This window comes from Necropsobacter rosorum (assembly GCF_964241405.1).
Lineage (GTDB): Bacteria > Pseudomonadota > Gammaproteobacteria > Enterobacterales > Pasteurellaceae > Necropsobacter > Necropsobacter rosorum.
The window spans coordinates 68,112-92,288 of record NZ_CAXSXF010000003.1; the positions used below are offsets into that span (position 1 = coordinate 68,112).

At 52.9% G+C, this 24,177-nt stretch carries 25 protein-coding genes and 1 pseudogene; 17 read left to right on the plus strand and 9 right to left on the minus strand.

Translation table 11 applies throughout. The annotated features are described in order from the left end of the window. The first annotated feature begins 2 nt into the window (after positions 1-2). The 8 genes from ACESOH_RS06830 (at position 3) to yedF (ending at position 7,968) form a co-directional block, all read left to right on the plus strand. Complete coding sequence (locus ACESOH_RS06830) at positions 3-1,733, plus strand: hydrogenase large subunit (protein ID WP_373100476.1); 1,731 nt, start codon at positions 3-5, stop codon at positions 1,731-1,733. An 11-nt stretch (positions 1,734-1,744) separates the two neighbouring features. Continuing rightward, a complete protein-coding gene (locus ACESOH_RS06835) occupies positions 1,745-2,317 on the plus strand; it encodes a formate hydrogenlyase complex iron-sulfur subunit (protein ID WP_373100477.1) in 573 nt (190 codons plus the stop codon). Then, the gene (locus ACESOH_RS06840) at positions 2,314-3,090 is read left to right on the plus strand and encodes an NADH-quinone oxidoreductase subunit B family protein (protein WP_373100478.1); all 777 of its coding nucleotides are present in this window, start codon (positions 2,314-2,316) and stop codon (positions 3,088-3,090) included. The genes ACESOH_RS06835 and ACESOH_RS06840 overlap by 4 nt, the downstream gene beginning before the upstream one ends. A gap of 9 nt (positions 3,091-3,099) precedes the next feature. Next, positions 3,100-3,507, plus strand: coding sequence for a formate hydrogenlyase maturation HycH family protein (locus ACESOH_RS06845; protein WP_032092200.1), 408 nt, complete (start codon positions 3,100-3,102; stop codon positions 3,505-3,507). 10 nt (positions 3,508-3,517) lie between these two features. Next, a complete protein-coding gene (hycI, locus tag ACESOH_RS06850; RefSeq protein ID WP_373100676.1) occupies positions 3,518-3,961 on the plus strand; it encodes a hydrogenase maturation peptidase HycI in 444 nt (147 codons plus the stop codon). 105 nt (positions 3,962-4,066) lie between these two features. Next, positions 4,067-6,220 carry a formate dehydrogenase subunit alpha gene (gene fdhF, locus ACESOH_RS06855; RefSeq protein WP_373100677.1) on the plus strand — a complete coding sequence of 718 codons (2,154 nt, stop codon included), beginning with the start codon at positions 4,067-4,069 and terminating at the stop codon, positions 6,218-6,220. Positions 6,221-6,463: 243 nt separating this feature from the next. Next, positions 6,464-7,684 carry a selenium metabolism membrane protein YedE/FdhT gene (gene yedE / locus ACESOH_RS06860; protein WP_373100479.1) on the plus strand — a complete coding sequence of 407 codons (1,221 nt, stop codon included), beginning with the start codon at positions 6,464-6,466 and terminating at the stop codon, positions 7,682-7,684. Between the two features lie 14 nt (positions 7,685-7,698). After that, complete coding sequence (gene yedF / locus ACESOH_RS06865; RefSeq protein WP_032092196.1) at positions 7,699-7,968, plus strand: sulfurtransferase-like selenium metabolism protein YedF; 270 nt, start codon at positions 7,699-7,701, stop codon at positions 7,966-7,968. 59 nt (positions 7,969-8,027) lie between these two features. On the opposite strand, the gene hypA is transcribed toward yedF, so the two are convergent. The 3 genes from hypA to prfB all read right to left on the minus strand — a co-directional run bounded on the left by hypA (position 8,028) and on the right by prfB (position 11,107). Next, a complete protein-coding gene (gene hypA / locus ACESOH_RS06870) occupies positions 8,028-8,369 on the minus strand; it encodes a hydrogenase maturation nickel metallochaperone HypA (RefSeq protein ID WP_373100480.1) in 342 nt (113 codons plus the stop codon). A gap of 63 nt (positions 8,370-8,432) precedes the next feature. Then, positions 8,433-9,944: a lysine--tRNA ligase gene (gene lysS / locus ACESOH_RS06875; RefSeq protein ID WP_032092194.1), complete on the minus strand. Its 1,512-nt coding sequence runs from the start codon at positions 9,942-9,944 to the stop codon at positions 8,433-8,435. A 64-nt stretch (positions 9,945-10,008) separates the two neighbouring features. Further along, positions 10,009-11,107 (minus strand): peptide chain release factor 2 gene (gene prfB, locus ACESOH_RS06880; RefSeq protein WP_373100481.1). Its coding sequence is split into 2 segments (ribosomal slippage): positions 10,009-11,031 and positions 11,033-11,107, totalling 1,098 coding nucleotides; the frame shifts between segments, so codons are not numbered across the junction. Between the two features lie 222 nt (positions 11,108-11,329). Here prfB and dsbC point away from each other — a divergent pair. The 4 genes from dsbC (at position 11,330) to ACESOH_RS06900 (ending at position 15,199) form a co-directional block, all read left to right on the plus strand. Beyond that, entirely contained in the window at positions 11,330-12,016 is a 687-nt protein-coding gene (gene dsbC / locus ACESOH_RS06885; protein WP_032092273.1) for a bifunctional protein-disulfide isomerase/oxidoreductase DsbC, read from the plus strand. 72 nt (positions 12,017-12,088) lie between these two features. Further along, entirely contained in the window at positions 12,089-13,810 is a 1,722-nt protein-coding gene (recJ, locus tag ACESOH_RS06890) for a single-stranded-DNA-specific exonuclease RecJ (RefSeq protein WP_373100482.1), read from the plus strand. A 4-nt stretch (positions 13,811-13,814) separates the two neighbouring features. Next, positions 13,815-14,507, plus strand: a complete 693-nt coding sequence (locus ACESOH_RS06895) for a thiol:disulfide interchange protein DsbA/DsbL (protein WP_032092192.1) — start codon at positions 13,815-13,817, stop codon at positions 14,505-14,507. 2 nt (positions 14,508-14,509) lie between these two features. Beyond that, a complete protein-coding gene (locus ACESOH_RS06900; protein WP_373100483.1) occupies positions 14,510-15,199 on the plus strand; it encodes a 5'-methylthioadenosine/adenosylhomocysteine nucleosidase in 690 nt (229 codons plus the stop codon). A 7-nt stretch (positions 15,200-15,206) separates the two neighbouring features. Here ACESOH_RS06900 and ACESOH_RS06905 read toward each other — a convergent pair whose 3' ends face one another. Continuing rightward, complete coding sequence (locus ACESOH_RS06905; protein WP_032092190.1) at positions 15,207-15,620, minus strand: MerR family transcriptional regulator; 414 nt, start codon at positions 15,618-15,620, stop codon at positions 15,207-15,209. A gap of 80 nt (positions 15,621-15,700) precedes the next feature. Between ACESOH_RS06905 and ACESOH_RS06910 the strand changes: the two genes are divergently transcribed. Genes ACESOH_RS06910 through ACESOH_RS06930 form a run of 5 tightly spaced genes read left to right on the plus strand, consistent with a single transcriptional unit; the run spans position 15,701 to position 18,776 of the window. Beyond that, positions 15,701-16,384: a DUF4198 domain-containing protein gene (locus tag ACESOH_RS06910; protein ID WP_373100484.1), complete on the plus strand. Its 684-nt coding sequence runs from the start codon at positions 15,701-15,703 to the stop codon at positions 16,382-16,384. Continuing rightward, a complete protein-coding gene (locus tag ACESOH_RS06915; protein WP_373100485.1) occupies positions 16,384-16,881 on the plus strand; it encodes an HI_1622 family ECF transport-associated protein in 498 nt (165 codons plus the stop codon). The genes ACESOH_RS06910 and ACESOH_RS06915 overlap by 1 nt, the downstream gene beginning before the upstream one ends. Before the next feature lies 1 nt (position 16,882). After that, on the plus strand, positions 16,883-17,494 hold the full coding sequence (gene cbiM, locus ACESOH_RS06920) for a cobalt transporter CbiM (protein ID WP_373100486.1): 612 nt from the start codon (positions 16,883-16,885) through the stop codon (positions 17,492-17,494). Then, complete coding sequence (locus ACESOH_RS06925) at positions 17,491-18,138, plus strand: energy-coupling factor transporter transmembrane component T family protein (protein ID WP_373100487.1); 648 nt, start codon at positions 17,491-17,493, stop codon at positions 18,136-18,138. The genes cbiM and ACESOH_RS06925 overlap by 4 nt, the downstream gene beginning before the upstream one ends. Then, a complete protein-coding gene (locus ACESOH_RS06930; RefSeq protein WP_373100488.1) occupies positions 18,135-18,776 on the plus strand; it encodes an energy-coupling factor ABC transporter ATP-binding protein in 642 nt (213 codons plus the stop codon). Before ACESOH_RS06925 ends, ACESOH_RS06930 begins: the two co-directional genes overlap by 4 nt. Positions 18,777-18,822: 46 nt before the next feature. On the opposite strand, the gene ACESOH_RS06935 is transcribed toward ACESOH_RS06930, so the two are convergent. The 5 genes and pseudogenes from ACESOH_RS06935 to ychF all read right to left on the minus strand — a co-directional run bounded on the left by ACESOH_RS06935 (position 18,823) and on the right by ychF (position 24,151). Continuing rightward, complete coding sequence (locus ACESOH_RS06935; RefSeq protein WP_373100489.1) at positions 18,823-19,155, minus strand: zinc ribbon domain-containing protein YjdM; 333 nt, start codon at positions 19,153-19,155, stop codon at positions 18,823-18,825. Between the two features lie 44 nt (positions 19,156-19,199). After that, positions 19,200-20,489 (minus strand): annotated as a pseudogene (locus ACESOH_RS06940) (nucleobase:cation symporter-2 family protein); the annotation flags it as partial. A 137-nt stretch (positions 20,490-20,626) separates the two neighbouring features. Next, positions 20,627-22,036 (minus strand): basic amino acid/polyamine antiporter, encoded by a 1,410-nt coding sequence (locus tag ACESOH_RS06945; RefSeq protein ID WP_373100490.1) that lies wholly within the window; start codon positions 22,034-22,036, stop codon positions 20,627-20,629. An 8-nt stretch (positions 22,037-22,044) separates the two neighbouring features. After that, positions 22,045-22,932: a homocysteine S-methyltransferase family protein gene (locus tag ACESOH_RS06950; protein WP_373100491.1), complete on the minus strand. Its 888-nt coding sequence runs from the start codon at positions 22,930-22,932 to the stop codon at positions 22,045-22,047. A gap of 127 nt (positions 22,933-23,059) precedes the next feature. Beyond that, the gene (gene ychF, locus ACESOH_RS06955) at positions 23,060-24,151 is read right to left on the minus strand and encodes a redox-regulated ATPase YchF (protein ID WP_373100492.1); all 1,092 of its coding nucleotides are present in this window, start codon (positions 24,149-24,151) and stop codon (positions 23,060-23,062) included. Between the last annotated feature and the right edge of the window lie 26 nt (positions 24,152-24,177).

Genomic DNA, 24,177 nt, shown 5'->3' on the forward strand with positions numbered 1-24,177 from the left:
GCATGGAATTAACCAAAAATACCACAATTGATGCAAGCCGAATGCAGGGTAAAAATTATATTGCGGCGCTGCAGGAAAAATTTCCGGCCACCGTACTGGATGAACAATGGTCAACTCAAAATCAGGTCACGCTAACCGTCAAAACCAATATGCTGCCCGATGTGGTGAGCTATCTTTATTATCAGCATGAAGGCTGGCTGCCGTTGGTGTTCGGCAATGACGAACGCGCCATGCACGGCAATTATGCGGTGTATTATGTGTTGTCGATGGAAGGCGAGGTGAAATCCTTCGTGACGATCAAAGCCTTGGTGGATCCGGTTTCGCTGGAGTTTCCGTCGGTGACGCCGAAAGTGCCTGCCGCCGTATGGGGCGAGCGGGAACTGTTCGATATGTACGGCTTAAAGGCGGTAGGGCTGCCCGATCAGCGGCGTTTGGTGCTGCCGGATGACTGGCCGGAGGATTTGTATCCGCTGCGCAAAGACGCCATGGATTACCGGCTGCGTCCCGACCCGACTACGGCAACCGAAACTTACGAATTTATTAACGAAAAAGGCGAGGCGCGGATTGTGCCGATCGGGCCGCTGCATATCACTTCCGATGAGCCGGGGCATTTCCGCCTGTTTGTGGACGGCGAGGATATTATTGATGCCGATTATCGCTTGTTTTATGTTCATCGCGGCATGGAAAAGCTGGCGGAAACCCGCATGGGCTACGATGAAGTGACCTTTCTGGCGGATCGGGTATGCGGGATCTGCGGATTTACCCATAGCGTGGCCTATGCCAATTCGGTGGAAAATGCGTTGGGACTGGTGGTGCCGCCACGGGCGCAATGGATTCGGGCGATTTTACTGGAAGTAGAACGGCTGCACAGCCATTTGCTGAATATCGGGCTGTCCAGCCATTTTGTCGGATTCGATACCGGTTTTATGCAGTTTTTCCGGGTGCGGGAAAAATCCATGACGCTGGCGGAAATTTTGACCGGCGCGCGTAAAACCTACGGCATTAATCTTATCGGCGGGGTGCGGCGCGATATGCTGAAACGCCAGCGGCAGGAATGTATCCGCTTAATCCATGAAATTCGTGACGGGGCGAAAGAACTGGTGGATATTCTGCTGCATACGCCGAATATCGAGCAGCGCACCGTGAATGTCGGCCGGCTGGAAAAGTCGATCGCGCGTGATTACAGCCCGGTCGGGCCGATGGTCAGAGGCAGCGGATTTGACCGCGATGTGCGTAAAACTCATCCGTTTTCCGGTTACGGCGAAGTGCCGTTTGAGATCTTCACCGGCGATAACTGTGATGTGATGTCGCGTCTTTCCGTGCGGATTAAGGAATTGTTCGAAAGTATCAACATTATCGAATATATGGCGGACAACTTACCGAACGGCGAATTGCTGGCGGAAGGCTTTAGCTATAAACCGGGGCGTTTTGCGCTGGGCATTACCGAAGCGCCGCGCGGCGAAGATATTCACTGGTCGATGCTGGGGGATAACCAGAAACTGTATCGCTGGCGCTGCCGGGCGGCGACTTATGCCAACTGGCCGGTGCTGCGGTATATGCTGCGCGGCAATACGGTATCGGACGCACCGCTGATTATCGGCAGTGTGGACCCGTGTTATTCCTGTACCGACCGCGTTACCGTGGTGGATGTGCGTAAACGGCAGGCCAAAACCGTTGAGTATAAAGACATTGAACGTTACGGTATCGAACGTAAAAATTCACCGCTGAAATAGGGAGGTCGAGGATGTTTAAGTTACTTAAAACGGTATTTAAAACCGGCGATGCGACCACCAAATATCCCTTTAAACCTTATGAGGTGGATCCCGATTTCCGCGGCAAGCCGGAACTAAATGCGGTGCAGTGCATCGTCTGCGGCGCCTGCACCATGGCATGCCCGGCCAATGCGCTGACCATGCACACCGATGCGCAGAGCGGCGAACGTACTTGGTCGCTGTTTCTGGGACGCTGTATTTTCTGCGGACGCTGCGAGGAAGTCTGTCCGACCAAAGCCATTCGCCTCAGTCAGGATTTTGAGCTGTCGGTGCGCAATAAACAGGATCTGTATCAGGAAACGACCTTCGCAACGGTAAACTGCCAGCAATGCGGAAAACCGTTCACTTCTTACAAAGAACTGAATTACACCGCAGAACTGATGAAACAAAATGCCGAAAAGCCCGAACAGATCGCAGAAAAACTGGTGCTGTTGCACACCTGTCCGGATTGCAAACGACATAACAGTCTGGCGAAAACCGCACAAATGGAAAGCCATATGCGCCTGAAACTGGCGATGTTTAAGCATCAGGAGGGGACAAAATGAATACCCGCATTCCAATGCCGGTCAACGGCATATCGACGCCGTTCAGCGTGGATGAACAACTGGCGAAAATGAAGCAGACGCTGCTGAAAGACATTCAGCGTTCCGCCTATGTGTACCGGGTGGACTGCGGCGGCTGCAACGGTTGTGAAATCGAAATATTCAGTACCATCACGCCGACTTTTGATGCGGAGCGTTTCGGCATTAAAGTGGTGGCATCACCGCGCCATGCGGATATTCTGCTGTTTACCGGTGCGGTGACCCGCGCCATGCGCACGCCGGCAATGCGCGCCTATCAGGCCGCCCCTGATCCGAAAATCTGTATTTCGTACGGTGCCTGCGGTTGCGGCGGTGGGATTTTTCATGATCTGTATTGCGTCTGGGGCGGCAGCGATCAAATCGTGCCGGTCGATGTGTATATTCCGGGCTGTCCGCCGACTCCGGCCGCCACCATTTACGGCTTTGCCATGGCGCTGGGGCTGTTGGATCAAAAACTGAAAGGCAAACAGGAAAATGCCGATCCGAATGCGCAGGTGCAGTTGCGTTTTCCTGACATTCCGTATGATTTACGGGTGTGCCTTGAACGCGAAGCGCGGCGGCTGGCCGGTTACCGGCAGGGCGGTGATCTGGCGGATCGGTTTATGCGCATGATGACGGAAAAAAGCGCGATTCCGTTCGGCGTGCGGCTGGGCGAATATCTGGAACGGGAGGGCGACCCGCGCTTAAGCGAGATCTTCAACCGTTTACACGCCGTCAGTATGCCGTTTTCCGGATAAGGACAGACTATGGCAACGCAGGTTATTTTTTATTTATTAAACCAACGTTTTGTGGAAAACGATGAACAGGTGCCGGCGCAGGCGCAGGAAGTGATGTATTACTCGCTGGCGATCGGGCATCATGTCGGAGTGATCGACTGTTTTAAAAAACTGTTGGTGTGTGATTATGCCGATTATCGGCAATTTGTGGACAGTTTCGCCGACGGCGAGGCGAAACGCAAATTTGCCGGCTTAATCCGCTTCGGCGAAATTGTGATCGACAGCAGCCATGTGAACTTACTGGCACGCGCGATTGATGAGAATCGCGCCGCTTTCAGCCCGTTACACCGGCAATGGGCGGATACGTTAATGCAGGCACTGGCGGCAATTCAGAAAGAACCGGTGATGTACATTATGGTGAAACGACGTGACGAATAACGAAAATCTGATGCTGGCGGTTGGTAACGCCATGATGGGCGATGACGGCGCAGGGCCGTTGCTGTATCGCCTGATGCAGGAAAAAAACATTGAAAATTGGACCGCACTTGACGGCGGTTCGGCGCCGGAAAACAGCGCCCATATCGTGCGCGCGCTGAAACCGAAGCGCCTGCTGATCGTCGATGCCGCGGATATGGGGCTGGCGCCGGGCGAAATTCGGCTTATCGATAAAGATCTGATCGCCGAGATGTTTGTGATGAGCACGCATAATCTGCCGCTGAATTTTTTAATTGAGCAGCTGGAGGAGGATGTCGAACAGATTCTGTTTGTGGGGATTCAGCCGGATATCGTCTCCTTTGCCTTCCCGATGACGGAAAAAGTGAAAAGTGCGGTGCAATTTATTTATGATTTTTTACAGCGTCAGGGGGATTTCGCCGCATTTGAAACATTGTGAAAACCGACCGGCGAGATTCATCCCGCAACGTATGCGGTTTATCGCCCGCCGGTTCGCTATAACATAATAACCAACGGATAAACTTAACCATTAAGGACGTAGATGATGAAAAAAGTGATTACTGTATGTCCGTATTGCGCCTCAGGTTGTAAGATCAATTTATTGGTCGAAAACAACAAGATCGTGGGGGCGGAAGGCGCAAACGGCAAAACCAACGAGGGGGAACTTTGTCTTAAAGGCTATTACGGCTGGGACTTTGTTCACGATACCAAAATCTTAACGCCGCGTTTAACCCAACCGATGATTCGCTATCAACGCGGCGAGGCGTTTACCCCGGTAAGCTGGGACGAAGCGATTGCCTATTGCGCCAAACGGCTTACGGAGATCAAACAGAAATACGGCAACGAATCCATTATGGTGACCGGTTCGTCACGCGGGCCGGGCAATGAGGTGAATTATGTCATGCAAAAATTCGCCCGTGCGGTATTGGGCAATAACAATGTCGATTGCTGTGCGCGTGTCTGACACGGCCCTTCTGTAGCAGGTCTGCTCAAATCGGTCGGTAACGGCGCCATGTCCAACTCCATTGTGGAGATTGAAGATACCAAATGCGTATTTATTTTCGGCTATAACGCCTCCACATCGCACCCGATTGTGGCGCGGCGGATTAATCTGGCGAAACAAAAAGGGGCGAAGATCATTGTTTGCGATCCGCGTAAAATCGAAACCGCACGCATTGCGGATATTTACGCGCCGCTGGCCAACGGCAGCAACGTGGCGTTTTTAAATGCCATGATGAATGTTATTTTGCAAGAAAATTTACAGGATCAGGCGTTTATTGATGCCCATACGGAAAACTTCGACGCATTCTATGAAGTGGTGAAAAACTATACGCCGGAAAGCACTCAGCATATTACCGGTATCGAACCGGCAATGTTGCGTGAAATCGCCCGCACTTATGCCAACGCGGAAACCGCCACTATTTTGTGGGGCATGGGCGTTTGCCAGTTCCGGCAGGGCGTGGAAACCGTACGCGCGCTGGCAAGTTTGGCCATGCTGACCGGTAATTTGGGCAAACCGAATGTGGGCATTAATCCGGTGCGCGGTCAGAATAATGTGCAGGGCGCCTGCGATATGGGGGCGCTGTTTAACACATTGCCGGGTTATCAGCGTCTGGATGATGCGCAGGCGATGGCAAAATTCGCCAAAGCGTGGGGCGTGCCGGCGCTGAATCCTAAACCGGGCGTGCCGCTCAGCGAAGTGCCGGAAGCGATTATGGAAGATAAAATCAAAGCCTTCTATATTATGGGCGAAGACACCTTGCAGACCGAACCGGACGTGAATGCGGTGAAAAAAGCTTTCGAGAAACTGGAATTTCTGATTGTTCAGGATATTTTTATGACCCAAACCGCCGCCGAAGCCGATGTTTTGCTGCCGGCCACTTCCTGCGCCGAGCACGAAGGGGTTTACAGTGCGGCGGATCGCGGCTTCCAGCGTTTCTATAAAGCGGTGGAACCGAGCGGCGATGTGAAGGACGACTGGGTGATTATCAGCGAAATCGCCACCGCGATGGGCTATCCGATGCACTATAACAACACTCAGGAAATCTGGGACGAACTGCGCGGGCTGTGTCCGATCTATAAAGGTGCGACTTACGAAAAAATGGACGGACTGGGTTATATTCAATGGCCTTGCACCGATGAAGGCCCGGATGATCAGGGCACCAGCTATTTGTATAAAGGGCAGATTTTCGACCGGCCGAACGGCAAAGCTGAATTTTTTGCGACCGATTGGGCGCCGCCGATGGAAGATTTAAGCGCGGAATTCCCGCTGGTGCTGTCCACCGTGCGCGAAGTGGGGCATTATTCCTGCCGTTCCATGACCGGTAACTGCCGCGCGTTGGCGGCATTGGCCGACGAGCCGGGATTTGTTCAGATGAACGATCAGGATGCCGCCGAACTGGGCATTAAACATCATGATCTGGTGTGGATCGCCTCGCCGCGCGGGAAGGTGATTTCCCGCGCCGATGTCAGCAGCCGTACCAACAAGGGCGCCTGTTATATGACCTATCAGTGGTGGATCGGAAAATGCAACGAGCTGACCGCCGAACATTTGAATCCGGGTTCCAGAACGCCGGAATACAAATACAGTGCGGTGCGCATCGAAAAAATTGATGATCAGCACTGGGCGGAACATTATGTGGTGACGGAATATGCGAAGTTAAAAACGCGCTTAAAACAGACCGCACTTGTGGCCTGACGGCATCAATTGATCAACCTGTGACGGGCGGACTTGACGGTTCGCCCGATTTTTTTCAAGCGGGTTATTTTCCCGTCGCGCAAATTTGGTTATAATCCCTCCTGCCTCACAGCATTCATTGATATATCGCAAGTCTTGTGTATAGGAAATGATCAAATCAAATGGGTTGTAGAACCCGATTTCCGTTTTTTCATCATATACCTTTCTTGCAAATCGTTAACTTTTATTAGGATTTAACAACCTATGTTAGAGATTTGGCAACAATTCAAACAAAATTATTTAATTAAATACTGGAATCCGGTCGCCGCGGTGATCGCCGCCGGATTGATTTCGGCCTATTATTTCGGCGTAACCGGCACTTACTGGGCGGTTACCGGTGAATTTACCCGCTGGGGCGGGCATATGCTGCAAGCCTTGGGCGTGGATGTAACATCATGGAGTTACTATCAAATCATCGGCATGGACGGCACGGTGTTTACCCGCATCGACGGGGTGATGATTCTGGGCATGTTCGCCGGCTGTATTTCCGCGGCGTTATGGGCAAATAATGTCAAATGGCGCAATCAGCCGCATAAACGGCGTATTGCACAAGCGCTGGTCGGCGGCGCATTGGCGGGGTTCGGCGCGCGTTTGGCGATGGGCTGTAATCTGGCGTCGCTGTTTACCGGCATTCCGCAGTTTTCGGTGCATGCCTGGTTTTTCACGATTGCCACGGCGGTCGGCACCTATTTCGGGGTGAAATTTACCCTGCTGCCGATGTTTCGGGTGAAGTTACAATTGAAAAAAGGCGCGGCGAAATTGCAGGAAACCGATCCCAAACGGGCGAGCCGGCGGTTTCGTCTCGGCATGCTGGTTTTCTTGGCGTATTTTATCGCTTCGCTGTATGTCATGCAGTCTTCCGTCAAACTGGGCTTTGCCATGTTGTGCGGTCTGGCGTTCGGCCTGCTGATCGAACGGGCGCAGATTTGTTTTACCTCCGCCTTCCGTGATTTATGGGTGACCGGGCGCGCCTATATGGCGAAAGCGATTATTTTCGGTATCCTTGCCGGCACCATCGGCGTGTTTTCCTATATTCAGCTTGGCGTACCGGCGAAAATCATGTGGGCGGGGCCGAACGCCATTATCGGCGGACTGTTATTCGGCTTCGGCATCGTACTGGCCGGCGGTTGCGAAACCGGCTGGATGTATCGTTCGATGGAAGGGCAGGTGCATTTTATGTGGGTCGGCGTCGGCAATGTGGCGGGTTCGACGCTGCTGGCCTATGTCTGGGATGATATTGCGCCGGTGCTGGCACTGGATTATGAAAAACTGAATCTATTAAAAGAATTCGGCCCGGTGGGCGGATTACTGGTGAATTATGCTTTGCTGATTGTGTGCTTAATCGCCGTGCTGTGGTGGGAAAAGCGTTTCTTAGCCAAAGCGAAAGCAAAAATTACCAACGCATCAATAAACTTAGCTAACTGAGAGGAGAACTGACGATGGCATTTACCGTTATACAAAAATTAGACAAAGATCCGAAAGACATTACACCGGATTATACCTTGGATACGCTGGGCGAACCTTGTCCTTATCCGGCGATCGTCATGCTGGAAACCATGCCGCAGTTGCAGCAGGGCGAGATTCTGGAACTGTTAAGCGACTGCGCTCAGTCTATTAATAATATTCCGATTGATACTAAAAACCACGGTTATACGTTATTGAGCGTGGAACAGGACGGCACTAAATTACGCTATTTAATTCAGCGATAAAGCGCCGGCGGAGAGCGATACCCGTTCTCCGCCTGAATGGTTTTATCTTTAAGTGCGGTCTATTTTACCGCCATTTCCTTAATCCGGAATTCGGTACCGCTGCGGCGCTGTAAATGCACGCCGTGACAACGCGGGCAGCAATCCTGATAAGCGGCGATTTCCACTTCCTGCTGGCACTGCCAGCACCAGGCAAGCGCAGGCAGATGAATAAAATGCAACCGGCAGTGTTCGGCGATGGTGTCTTTGCGCATAATTTCAAAGCAAAATTCCACCGCACTTTGTTCCACACAGGACAGCGCGCCGATCTCGAGCCAAATATCGGTCACTTCGCTAATCCGGTGTTTTTGCCGTTGCTGCTCAATAATTTCCATGATGTTCTGACAGAGGGACATTTCGTGCATGATTGCCTCCTTCGGATAAAAAAATCGGCATGCCCTGATGCCGATCTTTTAGATGGGTTGCGTTTAGCCTTTGTGTTTCATCGCCGGGAATAAAATCACATCACGGATGGATGCCGCGTTGGCGAATAACATCGCCAGACGGTCGATACCCAGCCCTTCGCCGGCAGTCGGCGGAAGCCCGTGTTCCAGTGCGGTGACGAAATCGTCGTCTTTAAACATCGCCTCGTCATCACCCGCTTCTTTGGCGGCGACCTGTGCGTCAAAGCGTTCCGCCTGATCTTCGGCGTCGTTTAATTCGGAGAAACCGTTACCGATTTCACGACCGCCGATAAACAGCTCGAATCGATCGGTCACTTCCGGATTGTCATCGTTACGGCGCGCCAGCGGAGAAATTTCCGCCGGGTGCGCCATTAAAAAGGTCGGTTGAATTAAATGCTGTTCCGCCACTTCTTCAAAGATTGCGTTGACCAGACTGCCTAAGCCCCAGGATTTCTGAACTTCAATGCCCAGCTTGGCGGCGACGGTTTTGGCGCGCGCCAGATCGTATAAATCGTCTTTCACGATACCGTGCGCCGCGCCGTATTTTAACACCGCATCGTGCATGGTAATGCGTTCAAACGGTTGACCGAAATCGAATTCGTATTCACCGTAAGGCACTTTGGTGCTACCCAGAATATCCAGCGCCAGTTTGCGTAATAATTCTTCCGTATTATCCATTAAATCGTGGTAGTCGGCGTAAGCCTGATAATATTCGATCATGGTGAATTCCGGATTATGCCGCACGGAAACGCCTTCGTTGCGGAAGTTGCGGTTCAGCTCAAATACCCGCTCAAAACCGCCGACCACCAAGCGTTTCAAATACAGTTCCGGGGCGATGCGCAGGTACATATCGATATCCAGCGCGTTGTGATGGGTGACGAACGGCCGCGCCGCCGCGCCGCCCGGAATTACCTGTAGCATCGGGGTTTCCACTTCGATAAACCCTTTATGGATAAAATATTCGCGGATGCCGGCGATCACTTTGGAGCGAATAATAAAGGTGCGGCGCGATTCTTCGTTGGAAATCAGATCTAAATAACGCTGACGGTAACGGGTTTCCTGATCGCTTAAACCGTGGAATTTATCCGGCAGCGGGCGCAGCGCTTTGGTCAGCAGCTGAACCTCATGCACTTTAACCGTCAGTTCATTGGTTTTGGTTTTAAACAGCGTGCCGCTTACGCCGACAATATCGCCTAAATCCCAGTTGCCGACCTCTTCTTTATAAACGCCTTCCGGCAGATTATCACGCGCCACATACAGCTGAATGCGTCCGCTCATATCCTGTAGCGTAATAAAGGTGGCTTTGCCCATGGCGCGGCGGGTCATAATTCGCCCGGCGACTTTAACGTTGATGTCCTGAGCTTTCAGGCTTTCACCGTCGCTGTCGTCGTAGTTGCGGTGCAAATCCTGCGCCAGCGCGTCGCGGCGGAAGGTATTCGGGAAGGCATTGCCTTTTTGGCGTAACGCCGCTAATTTCTCACGGCGAACCGCCATTTCACCGTGCAAATCAAGTTCTGAAGGTTGTTGTTGTGACATGTTGATGACCTTAAATAGAGATTAAATTATTCCGACAGGGCACAGCGAACCCTGCCCGTTATGCTTATAGTCCCGCTTTTAAACTGGCTTCGATGAAACGATCCAAATCGCCGTCCAGCACCGCTTGGGTGTTGCGGTTTTCTACGCCGGTGCGCAAGTCTTTGATCCGCGCATCATCCAGCACATAAGAGCGAATCTGGCTGCCCCAGCCGATATCGGATTTCGTATCTTCCAGCGCCTGTTTTTCCGCGTTTTTCTTCTGCAGCTCCATTTCGTATAACTTCGCTTTCAGCTGTTTCATACATTGATCTTTGTTTTTATGCTGCGAACGATCGTTCTGGCACTGCACCACAATGCCGCTCGGAATATGCGTAATTCGCACCGCACTTTCGGTTCGGTTGACATGCTGACCGCCGGCGCCGGAAGCGCGATACACATCAATGCGCAAATCCGCCGGGTTGATTTCAATATCGATATCGTCGTCGATTTCCGGATAAACGAAAACCGCGCTGAAAGAGGTGTGGCGACGGTTGTTGGAATCAAACGGGCTTTTGCGCACTAAGCGGTGAATGCCGGTTTCGGTGCGCAGCCAGCCGAAGGCGTATTCGCCGGATATCCGCACCGTGGCAGATTTAATCCCCGCGACATCGCCGTCGGAGGCTTCCATCAGTTCGGTTTTAAAGCCTTTGCTTTCCGCCCAGCGTAAATACATGCGCAGCAGCATTTCCGTCCAGTCCTGCGCTTCCGTGCCGCCGGAACCAGCCTGTAAATCTACATAGCAATCGGCGCCATCATGCGGCCCGCTGAACATGCGGCGAAATTCCAGCTTGGCGAGATGTTGTTCCAGTTCGTCCAGTTCGGCGACCGCTTCGTTAAAGGTTTCCTCATCTTCCGCTTCAACGGCGAGTTCCAGTAAACCGTCCACATCCTGCAAACCCTGTTCAAGCCGTTTAATGGTCTCGACCACCGCTTCCAGCGCGGCGCGCTCTTTGCCCAGCGCCTGCGCTTTTTCAGGTTCGTTCCAGACATCGGGCTGTTCCAGCTCGGCGTTGACTTCTTCCAAACGTTCGACTTTCACATCAAAGTCAAAGATACCCCCGGAGCACCTGAGTACGCTCGGCGAGATCGGCAATTTTGTTTTTAACCGGGTTAATTTCAAACATAAAAAAAGATTTCCGTTAAAAGAATTAAGCGCCAGATTATATGCTATTTCGTGCAAATTTAATAGAGGCGGCGGCGAATTCCTTGGCGGCGGTGCGGTCTTTTAATGTGCGCGGTGAGCGGGCGGCAAAAGTGCTTTACCGAATTAGCTTGTTTTATCCGATTATGATAAAATTCCGCCGCCTTTTAGTTTTAAGATGTTGCATTTAGGGGAATTTGTAATGATGAAAAAAATATTGACCGCACTTTCGCTGACGTTACTGTCTTGGGGTGCAAACGCCGACGATACGGCGATTAAAACGCAATTAAATAAACTCGGCGCGTCCGACATTGAAATTAAATCCTCTCCGGTTAACGGATTAAAAACGGTGATTACCAACGAAGGGGTATTTTATATTACCGACGACGGCCGCTATGTGCTGCAGGGGCAGCTTTACGAATTAACGGAAAAAGGGCCGGTGGATTTAAGCGGAAAAATGCTGCTGGATAAATTAAACGCGTATCAGGATGAGATGATCGTGTATCCGGCTAAAAATCCGAAACATACGGTGACGGTATTTATGGACATCACCTGCCATTATTGTCATCTGCTGCATCAGCAGATTAAAGACTATAACGATTTGGGCATTACCGTGCGTTATCTGGCGTTTCCGCGCAGCGGGCTGAATAATAATACGGCCAAACAAATGGAAGCGATCTGGACGGCAAAAGATCCGGTGTTTGCGTTAAACGAAGCGGAAAACGGCAACCTGCCGCAGGAGCTGAAAACCCCGAATAGAGTGAAAAAACATTATGAACTGGGCGTGCAGTTCGGCGTACGCGGCACCCCGAGCATTGTCACCGAAAACGGTGAGGTGATCGGCGGCTATCTGGAACCGCAGAAATTATTGGACGCGCTGGAAGGCAAATAAGCGTTATCCGATGAAACGGGTTGCAACGCAAGCGCATAAACGCAGATTGTAGTACAAGGATTAACGGAAGCTGTGAATAAAGTGATTCAACGTCGTTTGGTGCCGCAGGGCGAACCGGTCTGCGGGCATCCGTTATTGGATCGGCTGTATCGCGCCCGGCAGGTGAAAAACGCGCGCGAATTGGACCGCACTTTAAGCGCGATGCTGCCGCCGGATTTATTGCTCGGTATGGAAAATGCGGTAAATCTGCTGGTACGGGCGCGCGAGGCGCAACAAAAGATTGTGATAGTCGGCGATTTTGATGCGGACGGCGCCACCAGTACCGCGCTGACCGTGCTGGCATTGCGCCGGCTGGGATTTTGCGCGGTGGATTATCTGGTGCCGAATCGTTTTGAGCAGGGCTACGGGCTGAGCGTTGCCGTGGCGCAGGCGGCGCTGGATAAGCAGGTTGAGCTGCTGATCACGGTGGATAACGGCATTTCTTCCTGTGACGGCGTGGCGTTTCTGAAACAGCGGGGCGTAAAGGTGATTGTGACGGATCACCATTTGCCCGCACAGACATTGCCGCCGGCGGACGCTATCGTGAATCCGAATTTAGCGCAATGCGGCTTTCCTTCCAAATCCTTAGCCGGCGTCGGCGTGGCGTTTTATGTGATGCTGGCGCTGCGGGCAAAGCTGCGCGAGTTAGGGATTTTCAGCGCGCTGTCGCAGCCGAATTTTACCGAATTGCTGGATCTGGTGGCGTTAGGCACCATTGCCGATGTGGTGCCGCTGGATCAGAATAACCGGATTCTGGCCTATCAGGGGCTGCAACGCATCCGCGCCGAACGCTGCCGCTGCGGGATTCGCGCGCTGGCGGAAGTGGCGAATCGGGATATTACCCGTTTCAGCGCCTCGGATCTGGGGTTTTCCGTCGGCCCGCGTTTAAATGCGGCAGGACGGCTGGACAATATGTCGGTGGGGGTGGAATTGCTGCTGGCGGAAGATATGCAGACCGCGCGCGCGCTGGCGCTGGAGCTGGACGGTCTGAACCAGACCCGCAAAGAAATCGAACAGGGTATGAAGCTGGAAGCGCTGGAAATTTGCCGTAATCTGACCGCACTTCAACAGGATTTACCCCTCGGCATTGCGCTGTATCAGGCCGACTGGCATCAGGGCGTGCTGGGCATACTGGCATCACGCATTAAAGATCAGTTTCACCGCCCGGTTATCGCCTTTGCGCAGGATCAGGACGGCATCCTGAAAGGCTCGGCCCGTTCGATCGAAGGCTTGCACATTCGCGATGCGCTGGAACGTATTCATGCCCGCCACCCGCAGATGATTGTGAAATTCGGCGGTCATGCCATGGCGGCGGGGTTGAGCATTCAGGCCGCGCTGTTTGAACCGTTCCGGCATGCTTTCGATCAGGTGGTGCGCGAATTGCTGGACGAAGAGCAGCTGCGCGGGGTAGTATGGACCGACGGTGAATTAAACGCGCAGTTTATGAATCTGGAAACGGCGGAAACCCTGAAACAGGCCGGCCCTTGGGGGCAAGCGTTTCCCGAACCCTTGTTCGACGGCGAGTTTCGGGTGTTGCAGCAGCGTTTGGTCGGCGAACGCCATTTGAAAATGATGGTGGAACCGAAGCAAGGCGGCCCGTTGCTGGATGCCATTGCATTTAATGTGGATACCCGCTATTATCCCGATCTTTCTATTAAAAATGCGAAACTGGCGTATAAACTGGATATTAACGAATACCGCGGTAACCGCACGATTCAATTACTGGTGGACTATATCGAGCCTATGGCAGGTTAATGGAATGAGACGAATTGGGCTTTTGCTGATGTTGGTTATCCTGTGCCGCGCGGCTTATGCCGAGCAGGAACAGGCCGTTTCCGCGCCGGCCGGCGAGTCGGCTAAACCGGCTCCGACGCTGCGGATTACACAGTTTAAAGACGGGCGGGATTATTTTTCTTATCAGGAACCGCTGCCGCAGCCTGCCCGCAGCGATAAAAAAATTCTGATTCAGTTCTTTTTCGATTATGACTGCCGGGTATGTTCGCTGGCGCAGGATATTCTGACCCTGTACAGCCAGATTAATGCCGATAAAGTGATCTTGCTCGAAAGTCCGGTGGCGACGGAAAAAGCCAGTGGCGGCGCAACGGTATTTTTCACCCTACAGGCGCTGCAGGCTGGCGCGGTATCGGATTTATTATTGTTTGAAAGCTCGGAAAAACAGCGTTTTATCGAACTTTCCCGTTTCGCTGATCTCATTGTCTGGTTAAACGCGCAGAAAGTCGATACCGAGGCATTTAAAAAACTGTATGCTTCCGCCGAAATTCGCGCCAAAGTGCGTGATGCGATCAAAATGACCGAAGACTACGGTGTGTTCACCTACCCTTATGTGATCGTGGGCGGCAAATATGTGCTGACGGCAAGTACGCTATATAATGATGATTACAGCTTTGCGGTGCTGGATTTTTTAATGACCAAACTCACACAAGGAAAATAACCATGACAATCGGTATTGTCGGCGCCATGGCGCAGGAAGTCGAACTATTATCGGCGTTGATGACGGATAAAACCGAAACCCGCGTGGCAAGCTGTACGATTTATCAGGGCCATATTCAGGGCAACGCCGTAGCATTGCTGCAATCGGGCATCGGTAAAACGGCGGCGGCAATGGGCACCACCGCATTATTGCAGCTGGCTGCCCCCAATATGGTGATCAATACCGGTTCGGCAGGCGGTGTAGCGGCGGGATTGCAGGTGGGCGATGTGGTGATTTCCACCGAAACCGCCTATCACGATGCCGATGTGACCGCCTTCGGCTATGCCAAAGGCCAACTGCCCGCCTGCCCGCCGGCATTTGTTTCCGACCCGAAACTGACCGCACTGGCGGCACAGGCGGCCGAAAGCCAAGGACTGCGGGTGAAATTCGGGCTGATTTGCTCCGGCGACAGTTTTATTCACGGCGGTGAGCGTTTGGCGCAGATTAAAGCGGATTTCCCGCAAGTGGTAGCGGTGGAAATGGAAGCCGCCGCCATCGCACAGGTGTGCCACGCATTCGGCGTACCGTTTGTGGTGGTGCGCGCCATTTCCGATGCGGGCGACGGCAAGGCCGGTATGTCGTTTGAAGAATTCCTGCCCTTAGCGGCACAACGTTCATCGGCGATGGTTTTAGCCATGTTGAAGGCGCTGTAAAGTGCGGTTATTTTAACCGCACAAAATTAACGCCGCTGTGTTGCAGCAGGGTGTTCATTAAATCGTTGTCCTGTTCGAAATGGCGGCATTTGCCTTTTAGCTGAATCAGCTGAATTCTCAGGTGATCCAATTCGTGAATCCGTTTTGCTATTTGCCGGATATGTCGGTCCAGCAGCGCATTGATTTCCCGTTCCTGTGCTTGGCTGGCGTGCTGCGGGTTAAGCAGCATTTTGATTTCTTTCAGCGAAATGTCCAGACTGCGGCAATAGCAGATAAAAGACAGCCGCTTCAAATGTTCTTCCGTATAAATACGAAAATTGCCGCTGCTTCGCTCCGCCGGTTCGATTAACCCCTGTTTTTCGTAAAAACGCACGGTTTCCACCGTACAGCCGACGGCGTCGGCTAACTGACCGATTTTCATTTTTTGTTAAATCATACTTGACCCTGAAGTGACTTCATACTTTATCATAATACCCACAAAATAAAAAAGGAGAACTTAGCATGAAAAAAACAGCGTTATTTTTAACCGCACTTTTTACCGCCGCGCTGGCGAACGCGCATAATGTATGGCTGGAACCGGTGCAGGGCGAACCGGGGCAGTATGTGGTGAAATTCGGTCATGAGGAAACCGAAAGCTATCCGCAAAGCAAGCTGAAAGCGGTGCGCCTGCTGGATGCCAAAGGCGGGCTGCATGACGCCGAGGTGAGCTTTAAACAGGGCGAGGCGCATTTTGCCGCGCCGGATGCCGCGATAGTGTTCGTCCGGTTTGATAACGGCGTCTGGTCGAAGCTGGCGAACGGCAAATATGTGGAAAAAACCAAACGACAGGCATCGGGTGCGGTGCTGAGCATTAATCCTCTGAAATTCGGCAAAGCGATTCTGCGCTGGGATGAACAGGCCGATAAGGCGCATAATATGGATTACGAACTGATCCCGCAAAGCGAACCGAAAGCCGGTCAGCCGCTGGATATTCTGGTGCTGGTGAAAGGCAAACCGGCGCACGGCGTGAAAGTGGGCTTGGGTGAGGATCATCCGTTTAATCTGACCAATGAACAAGGCGTGGCGCAGTTTACTCCGAAAGCCGGTTATAACAAAGTGTGGGCGGAGTTCGACGAGCCGGTGGAAGAAAATCCCGACTATACCGAACGCAGTGTCGAATATATGCTGACCTTTGATGTGAAATAATGAAAACCGTTGCATTTTTAACCGCACTTTTCGCATGGTTCGGCGCCCAACCGGCATTGGCGCACAGCCTGTATCTGTTCGCCCAGTATGACGGGCGCACGGTTTCCGGTAAGGCCTATTATTCGGATATGACCCCCGCTGCGGAAACCTATCTGGCGGTTTTTCACTCAGGACAGGCAGCGCCGGTTCTTGAAGGCAAAACGGACGGCGAAGGGCGCTTTGCCTATCCGCTCAGTGCCGAAGGCGGCGTTAAAGTGGTGGTGGAAGGCGCAGAAGGGCATAAAGCCGCCGTGGTTGCCGACAGAATCGCGCTGCAGGCGGCAAATTCCGGCGATAATGCGCTGATGCTGGTGCGCGAGGATATTGCGAAACTGAAAGACAAAATGTATTTGCACGATATTCTCGGCGGCATCGGTTATATTTTGGGTATTGTCGGCTTGTGGGCGCTGGCCCGCGCGGCGAAGTTGACGCGTAAATCGCAAGCTAAGGAAAACTAAGATGCATTTATCGGAAGGCGTGCTACATACGCCGGTATTGCTCGGTGCTGCCGCCGTCGCATTATGTGGCGTGATGATCGGCCTGCGGCGTCTTGATTCGCCGCGTTTGCCGCTGACCGCGCTGTTTGCCGCCGCCTTTTTTGTCGCCGGCACGATTCATGTACCGGTTGGGATCGGCAGCGTACATTTGATCTTAAACGGCATGGCGGGCTTGTTTCTCGGCTGGGCGGTGTTTCCCGCTTTTTTAATTGCGCTGGTGTTGCAGGCGCTGTTGTTTTCCTTCGGCGGATTTGCCGTGTTAGGCGTGAATTTATGTGTGATGGCGTTGCCGGCGCTTGCCGTGCATTGGCTGTTCGCAACGCGGCTTGAGCGAGATAATTCGCGCCGCATGCAGATCGCAGCGGGTATCGGCGCCGGCATCATCGGCGTGGGCGGTGCGGCGTTGCTGGCCTCATCGGTGCTGGCGCTGGACGGCGGCAGGGAATATGCCGATTTGATCATGCTGCTGATAATATCGCATATTCCGGTGTTTATTATTGACAGTATCGTCAGCGTGGGGGTGATTTTGTTATTGAACAAAATGTATCCGGCGGTGCTCAGTGCGGTGAAATGAAGATTCTCGTTATTTTTCAACCGCACTTACGGCTGATTTATGTATTTTTGTGGGGGCTGACGGTCAGCGCCATGACGCATATTCCCACGCTTGGCGGGTTGAATCTGGCGGTGTTCGGCGGGCTGTTTATTGCGCTGGCGGTAAATGGAAAATCGCCGGCGCGCTATTGCCGACACTGGCTGAAACTGAATCTGTTCACGCTGTTTATTTGGCTGACCTTAAGCTGGCGGCTGGGGGCGCAGGGCATAGTTGCAAATCCGGCGGGAATTGAGCTGGCGCTGCTGATTACCCTGCGCCTTAATCTGATTCTGGGTTCGACCCGACTGCTGTTAATCGATATGAACGAAAGCCGCTTACTACAAGCGCTGTGCCGCTTGCCGCTGCCGGCCAAACTGCGGCATCTGTTTGTGCTGACCGTGCGCTATATCGCAGTGCTGAGTGAGGTGCATAAAACCATGGATATGGCGATGCGTGCGCGCGGATACCGGGCGAAATTTAACGGCAGAACGCTTTTTCTGGCGGCACAGCGCGTCGCCTTATTATTAATTCATGCGTTGGTTAAGGCGGAAAAAACGGAAATGGCGCTGAAAGCACGCGGTTTTCAACTGCATGATGGGCAAAAAACGCAGGATAAATCCCCATGAATGTCCTTGAAGTCAGACAGCTACGGCTCACCCGCGGTCGGCGCGTGATTATTGATAACCTTTCGTTTGTGCTGCCGGCGGGGCAGCGCCTGTTTTTACAGGGCGATATCGGCAGCGGTAAATCCACTTTGCTGCACAGTCTGTTGGGATTTGTGCCGCATCGGCAGGGCGAGATTTGCTGGTTCGGCCGTACCTGCCGGCAGGAAGCGGATTTCGTGCCGCTGCGCGGGGAGGTGGGCATTTGTTTTCAGCATGCGGGCGATCAACTGTTCGGCCCGACAGTGCTGGACGATGTGGCGTTCGGGCCGCTGAATCAGGGGCTGGACAAAGCGCAGGCATATCAACGCGCATTGCAGCAGTTGGAGCGCCTGAATATCCTCGGCTTGAAAGATCGTTCGGTAAATACCTTGTCCGGCGGCGAACAGAATTTTACCGCGCTGGCGGGGGTACTGGCGATGCAGCCGCGGGTGTTATTACTGGATGAGCCCACCAACGGGCTGGATGCAAAAAATATCGCCAAACTGACCGCACTTTTGCGCGACTTGCAGCTGCCGATGCTGATTGCCTCTCACGATGTGCATTTCAGCGCAACGCTGGCGGATGCCTGTTTATCGTTAGCCGACGCCGGCGGCCGTTAAATGCGACGATGCCGGCACCAAGGCCGGCATGGGGGTAAACTCGGATTCAGGCTTTTTTCAGAAATTCGGATTTTAATGAAAAACTCTGTCCGTCGATTTTGCAATCCACATCATGATCGCCGTCCACCAAACGGATGCTTTTAACTTTCGTGCCTTTTTTCAACACAATCGAAGAGCCTTTCACTTTTAAATCCTTGATCAGAATCACCGCATCGCCGTCGTTCAGCACATTGCCATTGCTGTCTTTCACGGTTTTTTCTTGTTCCGCGACGGGTTCATCGCCCGACCACTCGTGCGCGCAGTCCGGGCAGACAAAATTTAGCCCGTCGTGATAAACATATTCGCCGCGACATTGCGGACAATTTGGCATCGGTTCCATGGTTTTTTCCTCGCTGATAACATTGACGGCGCGTTTTTGGCCGGTTTATCCTGCGGCAGGATCAGGTTCAAAATCAACGCCAATAATGAGCCGACGGTGATCCCGGAGCCCAGCACTTCTTTGAAAAAGTGCGGTAATTTATCCAGCAGTTCCGGGCGGGTAGTCACCGCCAGACCGCAGCCGATGGAAATGGCGATAATCAAGCCGTTGCGTTTGCTGCGCTCAATGCTGTCCAGCATCTGAATGCCCGCCGCGATAATCATGGCGAACATCATTAACCCCGCGCCGCCCAACACCGGCAGCGGAATGGACACGATAAGGGCGCCGAAAACCGGAAACAGACCGGCCAGCGCCAGCAGTGCGCCGGTGATGGTAACGACATAACGGCTGGCCACGCCGGTTAAGGAAATGACGCCGATATTTTGCGAGAACGACGAAAAAGGCGTGGTGGACATAATCGCCGCCAGCGCCGAACCCAAGCCGTCGCACAGCACGCCGCCGCGCAGATGTTTACCGGTGATTTCGGTTTTGGTGGCGTTGCCCAGCGCTAAGAAATTGCCGCTGGATTCGACAATCGTCACCAGATAAGCGATAGACATACCGATAATGCCGGCAACGGGGAATTCCAGACCGAAATGCAGCGGTTGAGGAAGGGCGAAAGTCTGGGCGTTTTTGACGCCGTCAAAACTGACCCAGCCTAATGCCAGCGCGACGATATAACCGGTCAGCATGCCGATAACGATTGCCGCCGCCGAGAAAATGCCTTTGCCCCATTGCACCAGAATCACTACGATCACCAGCACGAAACTTGCCATCATCAGATTTTCCGGCGTGGCGTAATTGGCATCACCGCGCTGACCGCCGGCAAACCAATCCACCGCCACCGGAATCAGGCTCAGCCCGATCATCATCACGACGGTGCCGGTAACCACCGGCGGAAACAGTTTGCGGATATAGGGCATGAAAAAACTGCCGATAATCATGACCAGCGAACCGACCAACGAGGCGCCGAGAATGCCCGCCACGCCGGATTCGCTGAACCCGATCGCCAGCGCCGCCGCCACAAAGGTGAAACTGGTGCCCATGACGCTCGGCAAACGGATACCGACAGGCCCCAGACCGCGGCATTGAATCATGGTCACCACACCGGAGATCAGCAGCGCGGCGTTGACCAGTGTAATCGTATCCTCGGTCGGCAATTGCAGCACATTGCCGATTACCAAAGGCACCGCGATAATACCGCCCAGTGCGGCTAATAAATGCTGAGCGGCCAATAACAGACTTAAGCCAAACGGCGGTTTGTCCTCGACGGAATAAAGCAGGTTCGTGTTCATAATTTCCCTTGAGATGATAAAAAGATGGCGAATTATACTGTAATTTCCGCCTTAAGCAAACGGTTGCCTGAAAAGGAAAAGTGCGGTCGAAAAAATACCGGTTTTTTTGACCGCACTTATTGCCGTTTATTCAGCGCTCAGGCCGCCAGTAATTCCGGTAAACGGTATAGCGCATAACAGAATAGCGCCGCAATAAAAGCGAGGATGAGTTTTTCAAACCCGCGCAGTGTGATCCGGCCGTGCGACTGATAGTCGGAATACAAAAACAGCGCAATGCCCGGCACATAAAGCACCGCGGATAGCAGCAAATATTGCAGTCCCGCCGCGTACAAAATCCACAGGCCGTATAAGGTCGCCATAAAACCGGTGAGCTTGATATACCAGGCGGCATGGTGTTGGATGGCGAGCTTAAGCAGGTATGCGCCGATTAATAAATAAGGCACCAGAATCATGGAGGTGGAAATCAACAGCAGGGTTTCATAGCTTTTTCCGGTCAGCAATACCAGCAGCAGACAAAACTGCACCACCAGTCCTGTGAACCATAATGCGTTAATCGGCACATCGTTGCGGTTGAGTTTATTCAGAATCTGCGGAAAGGCGCCGTTTCTGGCGCCGCGATACGGCACTTCGGCGCAGTACATGGTCCAGCTGATATAAGACGCCAGCACGGAGACGATCAGACAAAAGGTGATAATCACTTTTCCGAGCGGGCCGATCATGCCGTTTAATAAGCCTGCCATGGACGGGTTCGACATACCGGCGATCACTTCGCGCGGCATTATGCCGAGCGACAGCACGGTAATTGCGATATACAGCACTAAGGCGATGATAATCCCCAGTACGGTGGCCAGCCCCACATCGCTTCTTTTTTTCGCATGGGCGGACAGCACGGCGGCGCCTTCCACCCCGGTAAACACCCACAACGTGATCAGCATCGTATGTTTGACCTGATCGCTAACCGGCACATTTAACGCAGCACCCGGCATATCCTGGGTGAAGGTTTGCGCTGAAAAAAAGTACAGCGCCAGCACAATAAATAACAGCAGCGGAAACACCTTAACCGCCGTGGCGATCAGATTGACGGCGGCGGCTTCTTTAATTCCGCGTGCAATTAAGCCGTGTACCAGCCATAAGATCAGCGAAGCGCCGAGAAAGGCGGCGATCGTATTGCCCTGCCCGAATAAGACGAACTGTTCGCTGTCGGTAAAGGTGCCGATTCCTTCGAATGCCACCACCAGATAGCCGACAATGCCGATAGTGGCACACAGCCAGTAGCCCCATGCGGAGATAAAGCCCAGCAAATTGCCGAATCCTTCGCGTGCATAGGTATAAATGCCGCCGTCCAGTTCCGGTTTTAAACGGGAAATATAGAAAAATGACAGACCGAGAAAAATAATCCCGACGCCGGTAATCAGCCAGCCGATCAGCAAGGCTTGCGCACCGGCGACGGCGGCCATATTCTGCGGCAGACTGAAAATACCGGAGCCGATCATGGAACTTAATACCAGCGCCGTCAGCGACATTAAACCGATTTTTTTGTTCGACATTTTTGCTCCTATCGCAGATTTTCGCTGAGCATTTTGATGTGTTCAAGCCCGATGCCGCAGCAACCGCCGATAATGCCGGCGCCCGCCTGCACCCATTGCTGCGCCCAATTCAGGTAAGCCTGCGGGTCGAGGTCTTTGCGCACCTCATCCAAGCCGTCATTGGCGCTATTGTTCTGCTGCGGGGCAAAGGCATTGGCATAGGCGCCGGTGCGGATTTGTCCGGCGTTTAAGCGTTGCAGCGTTTGTCGAGTGATCTGCAACGCCTGCCCGATCACTTCAGGCTGGCAGCAATTGAATAAAACGGCATCAACGCCCAATTCCGTCATTTTTTCCACCGCACTTTGCACCGTTTCGCCCGAACGCAGCTGCGGCGTCGGTGTCGGTTCGTCGTCTTTTAAGGTAAAGGACACCCACAACGGGCGGTTATCCGGCAATAACGGTTTGATCGATTGCGGCTCGATAATGCTGCTTTGGGTTTCGCACAGCCACAGATCAACATAGGGCGCAAGCCCGTCAATCAGCGGTTGAGCGATGGATTTAACCTGTTTGAGGCGGAACAGATCCGGGCGGTAGGAGCCGAACAGCGGCGGCAGCGAGCCGGCGATTTTCACCGCTTTACCGCTTTTTTGCACCGCACTTTTCGCCAGACGACCGGCCAGATCGGCGAGGGTTTTGCCGTCGGCATGAAAGCGCCGGTCGCCGATATGAAACGGCACCACCGCATAGCTGTTGGTGGTGATGACTTGCGCGCCGGCGGCGATAAAGTTTTCGTGTACCCGCTGCACCGCATCGGGTTGTTCATACAGCGCCAGCGCCGACCATTCCGGTTGGCGGAAAGGGGCGTTAAGGCGCATTAATTCACGGCTCATACCGCCGTCGAGAAGAGTGATTGTCATCGTTTGGTTTTCCTGTATAGGGTGATGCTGATTGAGATTTATGCTAAAAAAACACCGCACTTTACGCTGAAAAAGTGCGGTGCTTTTTGGTGATGTTTTATGGCATGCCGAATATTGCGCAATTTGCTTAAACATTAAAACGGAAATGCATCACATCGCCGTCCTGTACGATATAGTCTTTGCCTTCCAAGCGCCATTTGCCCGCTTCTTTGGCACCGTTTTCGCCGTTGTAGCGGATAAAATCCTCATAGGAAATCACTTCGGCGCGGATAAAGCCTTTTTCAAAATCGGTATGGATCACTGCCGCCGCTTTCGGTGCGGTGGCGCCGACGGAAACGGTCCAGGCGCGCACTTCTTTCACCCCGGCGGTGAAATAAGTTTGCAGATTCAACAGCGCGTAACCGGCGCGGATCACTCGGTTTAACCCCGGCTCTTCAATGCCCAGATCCTGTAGAAATTCGATTTTTTCATCGTCTTCCAGCTCGGCGATTTCCGACTCGATGGCCGCACACACCGGCACTACTACGGCGCCTTCACGCTCGGCGATGTCGCGCACCCGATCCAGATACGGATTATTTTCAAAGCCGTCTTCATTGACATTGGCGATATACATGGTCGGTTTTAAGGTCAGAAAATTATAGCTTTTGATCGCCTGCAATTCCTCTTTATCCAGCCCGATTGCGCGAATCATGCCCGCGTTTTCCAGTACCGGCAGAATTTTTTCCATGATCGAAAGCTCGAATTTCGCTTCTTTGTCGCCGCCCTTGGCTCGTTTTTGTAAACGCTGAATGGCGCGTTCGCAGCTGTCTAAATCCGCCAGCGCCAGTTCGGTATTAATGGTGTCGATATCTTCCGCCGGGTCGATTTTACCGGCGACGTGAACGATATCGTCATTTTCAAAACAGCGCACTACATGTCCGATGGCATCGGTTTCCCGGATATTGGCGAGAAATTTATTGCCCAGTCCTTCGCCTTTGCTGGCGCCCGCCACTAAACCGGCAATGTCCACAAATTCCATGGTGGTCGGCAGCACGCGTTCAGGATTGACGATCTTCGCCAGGGCGTCCAGACGCGGATCCGGCATCGGCACCACACCGGTATTCGGCTCGATCGTGCAAAACGGGTAGTTCGCCGCTTCAATACCGGCTTTGGTCAGCGCATTAAAAAGGGTCGATTTGCCTACATTCGGCAGGCCGACGATACCGCATTTAAATCCCATAATATTTTCCTTTCATTGTCATTTTT

Bases quoted from the DNA above. Each gene is read 5' to 3' on its own strand.
- ACESOH_RS06830 (WP_373100476.1), top strand. From the start codon at position 3: ATGGAATTAACCAAAAATACCACAATTGATGCAAGCCGAATGCAGGGT.
- ACESOH_RS06835 (WP_373100477.1), top strand. From the start codon at position 1,745: ATGTTTAAGTTACTTAAAACGGTATTTAAAACCGGCGATGCGACCACC.
- ACESOH_RS06840 (WP_373100478.1), top strand. From the start codon at position 2,314: ATGAATACCCGCATTCCAATGCCGGTCAACGGCATATCGACGCCGTTC.
- ACESOH_RS06845 (WP_032092200.1), top strand. From the start codon at position 3,100: ATGGCAACGCAGGTTATTTTTTATTTATTAAACCAACGTTTTGTGGAA.
- hycI (WP_373100676.1), top strand. From the start codon at position 3,518: ATGCTGGCGGTTGGTAACGCCATGATGGGCGATGACGGCGCAGGGCCG.
- yedE (WP_373100479.1), top strand. From the start codon at position 6,464: ATGTTAGAGATTTGGCAACAATTCAAACAAAATTATTTAATTAAATAC.
- yedF (WP_032092196.1), top strand. From the start codon at position 7,699: ATGGCATTTACCGTTATACAAAAATTAGACAAAGATCCGAAAGACATT.
- hypA (WP_373100480.1), bottom strand. From the start codon at position 8,369: ATGCACGAAATGTCCCTCTGTCAGAACATCATGGAAATTATTGAGCAG.
- lysS (WP_032092194.1), bottom strand. From the start codon at position 9,944: ATGTCACAACAACAACCTTCAGAACTTGATTTGCACGGTGAAATGGCG.
- dsbC (WP_032092273.1), top strand. From the start codon at position 11,330: ATGAAAAAAATATTGACCGCACTTTCGCTGACGTTACTGTCTTGGGGT.
- ACESOH_RS06895 (WP_032092192.1), top strand. From the start codon at position 13,815: ATGAGACGAATTGGGCTTTTGCTGATGTTGGTTATCCTGTGCCGCGCG.
- ACESOH_RS06900 (WP_373100483.1), top strand. From the start codon at position 14,510: ATGACAATCGGTATTGTCGGCGCCATGGCGCAGGAAGTCGAACTATTA.
- ACESOH_RS06905 (WP_032092190.1), bottom strand. From the start codon at position 15,620: ATGAAAATCGGTCAGTTAGCCGACGCCGTCGGCTGTACGGTGGAAACC.
- ACESOH_RS06910 (WP_373100484.1), top strand. From the start codon at position 15,701: ATGAAAAAAACAGCGTTATTTTTAACCGCACTTTTTACCGCCGCGCTG.
- ACESOH_RS06915 (WP_373100485.1), top strand. From the start codon at position 16,384: ATGAAAACCGTTGCATTTTTAACCGCACTTTTCGCATGGTTCGGCGCC.
- cbiM (WP_373100486.1), top strand. From the start codon at position 16,883: ATGCATTTATCGGAAGGCGTGCTACATACGCCGGTATTGCTCGGTGCT.
- ACESOH_RS06925 (WP_373100487.1), top strand. From the start codon at position 17,491: ATGAAGATTCTCGTTATTTTTCAACCGCACTTACGGCTGATTTATGTA.
- ACESOH_RS06930 (WP_373100488.1), top strand. From the start codon at position 18,135: ATGAATGTCCTTGAAGTCAGACAGCTACGGCTCACCCGCGGTCGGCGC.
- ACESOH_RS06935 (WP_373100489.1), bottom strand. From the start codon at position 19,155: ATGGAACCGATGCCAAATTGTCCGCAATGTCGCGGCGAATATGTTTAT.
- ACESOH_RS06945 (WP_373100490.1), bottom strand. From the start codon at position 22,036: ATGTCGAACAAAAAAATCGGTTTAATGTCGCTGACGGCGCTGGTATTA.
- ACESOH_RS06950 (WP_373100491.1), bottom strand. From the start codon at position 22,932: ATGACAATCACTCTTCTCGACGGCGGTATGAGCCGTGAATTAATGCGC.
- ychF (WP_373100492.1), bottom strand. From the start codon at position 24,151: ATGGGATTTAAATGCGGTATCGTCGGCCTGCCGAATGTAGGCAAATCG.